At 47.6% G+C, this 7897-nt stretch carries 9 protein-coding genes; 8 read left to right on the plus strand and 1 reads right to left on the minus strand.

The features are described 5' to 3' along the window. The first annotated feature begins 143 nt into the window (after positions 1–143). The 4 genes from ACY69O_RS00570 (at position 144) to ACY69O_RS00585 (ending at position 4900) form a co-directional block, all read left to right on the plus strand. A complete protein-coding gene (locus ACY69O_RS00570) occupies positions 144–1052 on the plus strand; it encodes a LysR family transcriptional regulator (protein ID WP_462331527.1) in 909 nt (302 codons plus the stop codon). Between the two features lie 172 nt (positions 1053–1224). Further along, positions 1225–3072, plus strand: coding sequence for an FAD-binding protein (locus tag ACY69O_RS00575; RefSeq protein ID WP_462331528.1), 1848 nt, complete (start codon positions 1225–1227; stop codon positions 3070–3072). 2 nt (positions 3073–3074) lie between these two features. After that, on the plus strand, positions 3075–4031 hold the full coding sequence (locus tag ACY69O_RS00580; RefSeq protein WP_462331529.1) for a succinate dehydrogenase/fumarate reductase iron-sulfur subunit: 957 nt from the start codon (positions 3075–3077) through the stop codon (positions 4029–4031). Between the two features lie 2 nt (positions 4032–4033). Then, positions 4034–4900: a CoB--CoM heterodisulfide reductase iron-sulfur subunit B family protein gene (locus ACY69O_RS00585; protein WP_462331530.1), complete on the plus strand. Its 867-nt coding sequence runs from the start codon at positions 4034–4036 to the stop codon at positions 4898–4900. Between the two features lie 73 nt (positions 4901–4973). Here the strand turns inward: ACY69O_RS00585 and deoD are convergent, their stop codons facing one another. Continuing rightward, entirely contained in the window at positions 4974–5681 is a 708-nt protein-coding gene (gene deoD, locus ACY69O_RS00590; protein WP_462331531.1) for a purine-nucleoside phosphorylase, read from the minus strand. Positions 5682–5913: 232 nt separating this feature from the next. Here deoD and ACY69O_RS00595 point away from each other — a divergent pair, with 232 nt between their 5' ends. The 4 genes from ACY69O_RS00595 to ACY69O_RS00610 all read left to right on the plus strand — a co-directional run. Further along, positions 5914–6345 carry an RrF2 family transcriptional regulator gene (locus ACY69O_RS00595; RefSeq protein WP_462331532.1) on the plus strand — a complete coding sequence of 144 codons (432 nt, stop codon included), beginning with the start codon at positions 5914–5916 and terminating at the stop codon, positions 6343–6345. Positions 6346–6376: 31 nt separating this feature from the next. After that, positions 6377–7360: a polyprenyl synthetase family protein gene (locus tag ACY69O_RS00600; protein WP_462331533.1), complete on the plus strand. Its 984-nt coding sequence runs from the start codon at positions 6377–6379 to the stop codon at positions 7358–7360. A gap of 56 nt (positions 7361–7416) precedes the next feature. Next, entirely contained in the window at positions 7417–7689 is a 273-nt protein-coding gene (tatA, locus tag ACY69O_RS00605; protein WP_462331534.1) for a twin-arginine translocase TatA/TatE family subunit, read from the plus strand. After that, a partial coding sequence (locus ACY69O_RS00610) for a hypothetical protein (RefSeq protein ID WP_462331535.1) occupies positions 7631–7897 on the plus strand: 267 nt, incomplete at its 3' end. The genes tatA and ACY69O_RS00610, both read left to right, overlap by 59 nt.

A 7897-nucleotide genomic window follows, 5' to 3' on the forward strand; every position in this document is an offset into this window, starting at 1 on the left:
ATAATGCACATTGGCATTGTTTTGTAAATAGTTGAAAAACTTCTAGGCGCAATAAGAAAATCTTATAAATTATTTTACAATTATATATATTTATAACAAATCGTGTGATAATTAAAGAAAAGTGTTTCGGGGAGGGAATAAAAGTGATTGACGAACACGAATGGAAAAGTGTGCTGCAGGTTGCAAATGATGGAAGCTTTTCTGCGGCAGCGAGACACCTTTTCGTTTCACAGCCGTCACTTTCGCAATGCATAAAGAAAATAGAAGCTGAGCTGGGGGCAAAGCTTTTTGACCGCAGTCAGGCACCGCTTAAGCTGACTGCTGCGGGGGAAATATATCTGAAGACGGCAAAGATTTTTCAGCATCTTCAAAGCGAGATGGTAAAGCAGACTACGGATTTACAGCATCTCAGAGCGGGAGTGCTTACTATAGGAAGCTCAAGGACCCGTTCGTCATGCTTCCTTAGGCAGCCCCTGGTTGAATTTCACAGGAAATATCCCGGAGTTCATCTTATTGTGAAAGAGTATCCTGTTGCAAAGCTGAAGGAGGAAATCCTGAACGGTACGGTGGATTTTGCACTGTTATATGAACCGTTGGATGATTCAAGCTATCAAAAGGTTCCGCTTGTGAGGGAAAAAACGCTGATCGCTGCGCCAAGAAGTCAGTGGATTGAAGAGGAATACGGACGTGAACAGGTTGTGCCTTATCCGCCTATTTCCTTCGCCCGCTTCCACCAGGAGCCGTTTATATGTCTGCAGAAGGGAAGACGCATGAATGAGATATACGATAGTTTGTGTGAGCAGACACAGTCGGAACCTAAGGTTGTGTTTGAGGCAAACAGTATTCTCGATGCGGCGGAGCTTTGCGCGGAGGGCATGGGAGCTACACTGGTGACGGATATGCTGGCCGATAACTGGCATTGGGATAAGGCTCCGTTTTTCTTTGCTATTGAAGAAGAGGTTGAGGAGCGTCAGCTTGTTGCAGCTTTTGGAAAAAATCAGCACCTTTCGGAAGCCGCGCAAAAATTTATTGAACTTCTCAGAAAAGAATAATCATATTAAACATTTATAGAGGAATGCTATAAGCATTCCTCTTATTTATTATTTGGAAATCGAATACCATATATAAGGAGCAAGTATTTCTTGCACGCCTTCGGCACATGATAAACTCGGGTTAGGTGGAAAAAGAAACTGTTTGATTTAAATTCTAGAGGAGGAGTATTACATGTCGAACGGAATCTCGCGACGCACGTTTTTAAAAGGTGCAGCGGCTGCGGGCGTAGCAATCGCCGCAGGAACCTATTTTACATGGAATGGAAATAACATTCCGGAGGAGGTAAAGAAGGGCGACGTTACTTATGATGTTCTCGTCATCGGAAGCGGCGGCGCCGGAATGCGTGCAGCACTGGCTGCAGCGGAAAACAAGGATTTGAAAGTCGCTGTCATGACCAAGCTTCAGCCGACACGTTCTGCTTCTACCATGGCACAGGGTGGAATGAACGGTGTCACGAAGGTAACAGATAAAGAGGACAGCGTTGAGTCGCACATGTTTGATACCATCAAAGGCGGCGACTACCTCTGCGACCAGGATGCGGTAGAATACTTCGCTGAAAATGCAGGAAAGAATATTTATGAGATGGATTATATGGGCTTCCCGTATAATCGTCAGAAGGACGGATGCTTCCACCAGCGCAAAATGGGCGGACATGCACATGCGAGAGCATCCTATTTCGAGGACCGTGCAGGTCATGCTATGGTACACACGCTCTTCGAGCAGTGTCTCAATCAGGGCATTGACTTCATTTCTGAGTGCCTCATGCTTGAAATCAGCATGAGCGGTGACAATCTTAATGGTGTTATCGCTTTGGATATGCGCAGCGGAAACCTTATCGGTATTCCTGCCAAAACAATTATTATTGCTACAGGCGGATATGGCCGCGCATACTGGGTTCGTACATCGAATCCGTACAGTTCCACCGGCGACGGCATTGTAGCAGGTATGAATGTCGGCATTCCGTTCAAAGATCCGGAAATGGTTCAGTTCCATCCGACGGGCCTTTCCGCTAACGGTGTTCTTCTTTCGGAGTCGAGCCGTGCAGAGGGTGCGATCCTTGTAAACAAGAACGGCGAACGCTTTATGGCGAAATATGCTCCTGAAAAGAAAGAGCTTGCAACACGTGATATCGTAGCACGTGCAATCGCAACTGAAATCGAAGAGGGACGCGGCGTTGGCGAGGGCATTTACGCAGGTGTCTACATGGATTTCAGACCTATTCCTGAGGAGAGAATCCGCGAACGTCTCGGCCAGGTATGGGAGCTTTCCAAACGCTTTGCAGGCGTAGATATTACAAAAGAGCCGGTACCTATTTCTCCGACATGCCATTACTCCATGGGCGGTCTTGAAATGGCTGATTTCCATACTGGTGAATCCCGTGTTAAGGGTATATATGTTGCAGGCGAGTGCAGCTGCGTTTCCGTACACGGAGCAAACCGTCTTGGCGCGAATTCCCTCTCTGAGGTTCTTGTTTTCGGCCACACGGCAGGCGACGGTGCTGCAGCTTTTGCTAAAGCTCATGCTTATGCAGGCAATCAGGACGGTCTTGCTGAAGACTGCAGCCGCTGGAAGGATATCTTTGAAGAGGTAACCACACGTCCGCGCACCGCAGGCAAGACAATCTATGAGATTCGTGATGCCATGGTCAATACCATGTGGTTCAAGGCAGGCGTATTCCGCGATGAGAAGCAGCTTCTCGAGGCTTCGAAAGAGCTGGAGGCACTCGATAAAGAGTATGCTCACTGCTATGTAGGCGATAATTCGCATGTGTTCAATACGGCATTCTATCAGTACATTGAGCTGGGCAATCTCCTGCAGATTTCCCATGCTATCGTACAGGGTGCCCTTGCGCGTAAAGAAAGCCGTGGCGGACATTCGCGCCGTGATTATCCGAAACGCGATGACAAGAATTTCCTGAAGCATACACTTATCTTCAAGGACAAAAAGACGGGCAAGTACCGTGCGGAATATAAGGATGTCGTTATTACTAAATATCAGCCGAAGGAGAGGAAGTACTGATCATGGATATTAACTTGAAGATCCATCGCTTTGTCGAGGGTAAAAAATGGGTCCAGGATTATAAATTGACTATAAAACCGGGTATGACGGTGCTTGCAGCTCTGACGGAGATTAAGGAAAAACAGGACCCGACACTTTCCTTTACATGCTCCTGCCGTTCAAGCATCTGCGGCGCATGCTCGGTACGCGTCAACGGAAACGCAGAGCTTTCCTGCGAGGTTCTTGTTGAGACACTTATGAAGCGTTATTCTACGGATACGCTTGTAATCGAACCGCTGGGCAACTTCAAAGTCATTCGCGACCTTGTTGTTGACTGGGATCCGAAGTACGCAACGATTAAAAAGATTAAACCGGTCGTTGAACCGAAAAAGGAATTCTCCCTTGAGACGGGCTGCAAGCAGTCTCCTAAGGAATTCAATAAGTTCAAGAAGTATGCTAAATGCATCCTTTGCGGCTCCTGCGTATCCGAGTGCAACAAGAGCGCTCTGAACGAGAAGGACTTCTTGTCGCCGTTCGTATTTGTCAAGGCAGAGCGTCTTGTAGCAGACTCCCGCAACCGTACGCCGGAGCAGCAGCTCAAGGCTATTGTCGAGGCAGGTCTCTGGCGCTGCTTCAACTGCCAGGAGTGTACTGCTAAATGTCCGAAGGGACTTGACCCCGCAGGTGCTATCGAGAAGCTCAAGGAGAGCACATTTGCCTTCAAGCTCGACGATAATGTCGGCGCACGCCATGCCAAGGCAATCTATGATGATATCTCTGAGTCCGGAACACTTGATGAGTCGAAACTGAACATCAAGTCTGAAGGCTTGATTATGGCAGCGCTTCGTGCACCTATGGCTGTCCGCCTTATGAGAACAGGAAAGATGAATCCTATGGCAGGACATCCGGTCAATCCTGAAATCAATACGATAAAGAAAATCGTTAAAAATGCGGAAGCTGCATCGAAGGAGGCAGAATGAACATGAAATATGCATTATTCCCGGGCTGCGTCCTTGAAGGAGCTGCGGCTGAGGCATATACATCACTTAAAAAGGTCTGCGATAAGCTGAATATCGGAATTGAAGAAATCCCGAACTGGACCTGCTGCGGTGCTTCGCATGCTCAGGGTGTCAACGACCTTGCTGCGCTTGCTGTAAACGCACGCAACATTTCTATCGCAGAGCACATGGGCCTCGATATTATGACGGTCTGCAATACCTGCACGCTTCAGCTCCGTGTTGCAAAGAAACGTCTTGACGAGGACAAGAAGCTGAAGGAGAAGGTCAACAAAATCCTGAAGGATTCAGGCCATCCGTATGAATACAAGGGAACGAGCAAAATTACTCATTTCCTCTGGATTCTTGACGAGCATCCTGAGCTTCTTAAGGGCAAGGTTGAAAAACCGCTGTCCGGCATGAAGATTGCTTCTTACTACGGCTGCCACATTCTCCGTCCGGAGGATGTCATGAAGCATGGCGAGAACAGAAATCCGAAGTATATGGAAAATCTTATCAAAGCTCTCGGCGCAGAGCCGGTTGCGTTTGATGCAAGCCATAAATGCTGCGGATTCCATGCACAGCTGGCTGCAGAGCATGACGTTCTGACTGTAACAGGTCAGATTGTTGACAGTGCTGATAAAGCAAAGGCTGCGGCTATCGTCACACCGTGCCCGCTTTGCCAGATGCAGCTCGACATGTACGAGCCGGAGGGCCGTGATGCCGTGGGTTCCAAGGCAGAGGTTCCTGTCCTTCACCTGCAGCAGCTTGTCGGTTTTGCGCTCGGACTCAGCAAGGCTGATATGGGCTTTGACCGCCACGTTTCCGGTCAGGAGAAGCTGAAAATAGGATAAGTAAAAGCAGTAGAATAAATAAAAGAGGTGAATACGGAAATGGATTCGCCTCTTTTTGGGAGAAGGGGAAAATTTAGTCCTGTATGATTGCTTCGAGAGCAATTAGTGCCATGTCGTCAAAGCTTCTTTCACGTTCACGCGGAGGGGTTGATTCGTTGGTCAGGAGATGGTTGCTGACTGTGAAGATTGCAAGCGCCTGTATGTGATGCTTTGCTGCTGCGAGATAGAGGGCTGCGCCTTCCATTTCGGCAGCCAGGACTCCGTAGGCCGCGAGTTTTTTGAGGTTAATCTCATCATCGTAGAGTTTGTCCTGCGACAGAACATTGCCTACATGAAACGGAACTTTTAGATCGCGCGCAGAGGCAACAGCTTTTTCGAGAAGAGCGAAGGATGCGCAGGGAGCAAAAGACATGCCTGCACCAAAGGTGTTATGGCAGATGTTTGAGTCTGTCGTTGAAGCGGTAGCCATAACTACATCGCGGACGTTTATGTTACGCTGCAAAGCTCCGCAGGTACCGACACGGATGATTTTTTTCGCGTCATAGCCGTCGATAAGCTCTGTTGCATAGATAGACATGGACGGCATTCCCATACCTGAACCCTGTACTGATACCGGAACTCCTTTGTAAAGTCCGGTATAGCCCAGCATGTTTCGGATATCAGAGTAAAGCGCCGGTTTTTCGAGGAAGGTTTCTGCGATATGTTTGGCTCTCAGCGGATCTCCCGGCATTAAAACGCGTTCTGCGATTTCACCCGGTTTTGCGGCGATATGATGACTCATAGTAATCCTCCTAGCGGAATAAGTTTTGTTACTTTTATTATTTTACCATATATTGGAGAAATAGTTTTTTAAAGTGTTAGTGCTTACATAATATTTTTTATCGAATATAGAGGAAATGTGGATTATACGGGGGATTTTTGCTATAATGCAGATATGTATTAGGTTTTTTCAAATGACCGATAATTATTGCAATCGTGTTTTTTATAAACATGACCTATAGGGAGGCATAAAGTTGAAAATTTCAACACGCGGCAGATATGCGTTAAGGCTTATGATTGACATTGGAATGAATGATCAGGACAGCCCGGTACGCATTAAGGACATCGCGCAGCGGCAGGAGATTTCGGAGAAGTATCTGGAGCAGATTGTATCGGTGCTCAACAAAGCAGGGTTTGTCAGGAGCAGCAGAGGACCGCAGGGGGGATATCGGCTTGCACGCGCTCCGAAGGATTATACGGCAGGAGAGATACTGACGCTTATTGAGGGAAGTCTTGCTCCTGTAGCATGTCTTGATGCACCTTCGAATGATTGTCCGCGTGAGGCTGTTTGTCCGACACTTATTCTTTGGAAAAAAATCAATGAGGCTGTCCATGGGGTTGTCGATTCAGTAACTCTGGAAGATCTGCTGAAATGGCAGGATGACCTTTTGCCGGATAAAGACTGAGACGTATGATTTTTCAACGGGTGGGTAGATGATGCGAATTGCACAAGCAGGATTGTTTTGTTCGATAAAGAAAGATTTGGAAGTTCTTGAAACGTTGCTTTTAGAGGCTGTTAAGTCGGATATTCCGCTGGTTACCGAGATAGGAACACATCTTGTAAATTCCGGCGGCAAGCGTCTTCGTCCGGCACTTTTGCTGACAGCTGCTCACGCGGGCAGGGGTTTTTCCCGCGAGCATATTATGCCGCTGGCGGCAGCCGTGGAAATGATTCATATGGCATCGCTGGTTCATGATGATGTAATAGATAATTCGGATACACGGCGGGGGACTCCCACTGCAAATGCAAAATGGGGGAACCAGGTCGCCATTCTGAGCGGAGATTATTTTTTTGCACAGGCATTTTCACTTGTAGCAAATGAGCATTACGGTGAAGATGTCAGTATTCGCCTTGCGAAGCTTGTTTCGGAGCTTTCCGTGGGCGAGATACAGCAGGATGCTTTGATGTTTACGGCAGAGCACAGCATTCCGGAGTATTATCAGCGGATAGAGAAAAAGACGGCGAATTTCCTGGCAATATGCTGTGAGCTTGGCGGTATGGTTTCCGAAGCGGACGAGGCGGTATGCAAAAGCCTCTATGATTACGGGCACTGCATAGGCATGGCGTTTCAAATCACCGATGACCTGCTGGATATCACGGGAGATTCGAAAAAGCTCGGCAAGCCTGCAGCAGGAAATGATATACGTCAGGGAGTTGTTACTCTGCCGGTTATCCGTGCATTGGAAACAAGTCCTCAGCATGATGAATTGGCGGCAATTATTACCAACCGCGGCATGACGGATGCAGATGTCAATCGTGCACTTGAAATCGTTCGTGCAACGGATGGTGTTGATTTCGCGAAGCAGAAGGCTGATGAATTCCTTGATAACGCGAAAAAGGCACTGCATGCGGATATACCGCAGGATGTCCGCGATACGTTTATTGAGGCTGCGGATTATATAGGAAAACGTGATTTTTGAGCAGAGCCGCGGTTAATGCGGTTTATTTGAGAAAAAATAGAAGGGGAGAATAGAATATGTTTGGAATTGGTGTACCGGAGCTTTTGTTAATACTGGTTATCGGTTTGGTCGTATTCGGTCCGGGAAAGCTTCCCGAGGTCGGAAAAGCAGTAGGAAAAGGCTTGAGAGAGTTCAAAAAGGCAACATCGGCTATAACTGCGGATGATGAGCCGGAAAAAGAAGAGCCTAAGAAAATTGTTGCTAAAGAAGAGAATGAGGTCAAACCAGCAGATGAGCAAACGAAAAAATCAGGAAAACAGGAAAAATCCAAGAAGGCGAAAAAAGCCTGAAGAACGCATAGAGAAGGCTGCCAATGACAGCTCGGTACAGGAGCTGAATGAAGCTGACAGCAGGGAAGGAAAACGCCCGGCAGGGCAGACAGGAAGTGTAGTCCATCCTGTGGCGCTTTATGATGTTACTCCTATTGATGAGAGTGAGGAAGCTCCCGGCATTCCTTTTGAGGAAGAGCCTGAGGAGGAAGCTAAGGCTGACGAAGCC

The organism is Schwartzia sp. (in: firmicutes), assembly GCF_978017985.1.

Bases quoted from the DNA above. Each gene is read 5' to 3' on its own strand.
- ACY69O_RS00575 (WP_462331528.1), top strand. From the start codon at position 1,225: ATGTCGAACGGAATCTCGCGACGCACGTTTTTAAAAGGTGCAGCGGCT.
- tatA (WP_462331534.1), top strand. From the start codon at position 7,417: ATGTTTGGAATTGGTGTACCGGAGCTTTTGTTAATACTGGTTATCGGT.
- deoD (WP_462331531.1), bottom strand. From the start codon at position 5,681: ATGAGTCATCATATCGCCGCAAAACCGGGTGAAATCGCAGAACGCGTT.
- ACY69O_RS00580 (WP_462331529.1), top strand. From the start codon at position 3,075: ATGGATATTAACTTGAAGATCCATCGCTTTGTCGAGGGTAAAAAATGG.
- ACY69O_RS00585 (WP_462331530.1), top strand. From the start codon at position 4,034: ATGAAATATGCATTATTCCCGGGCTGCGTCCTTGAAGGAGCTGCGGCT.
- ACY69O_RS00600 (WP_462331533.1), top strand. From the start codon at position 6,377: ATGCGAATTGCACAAGCAGGATTGTTTTGTTCGATAAAGAAAGATTTG.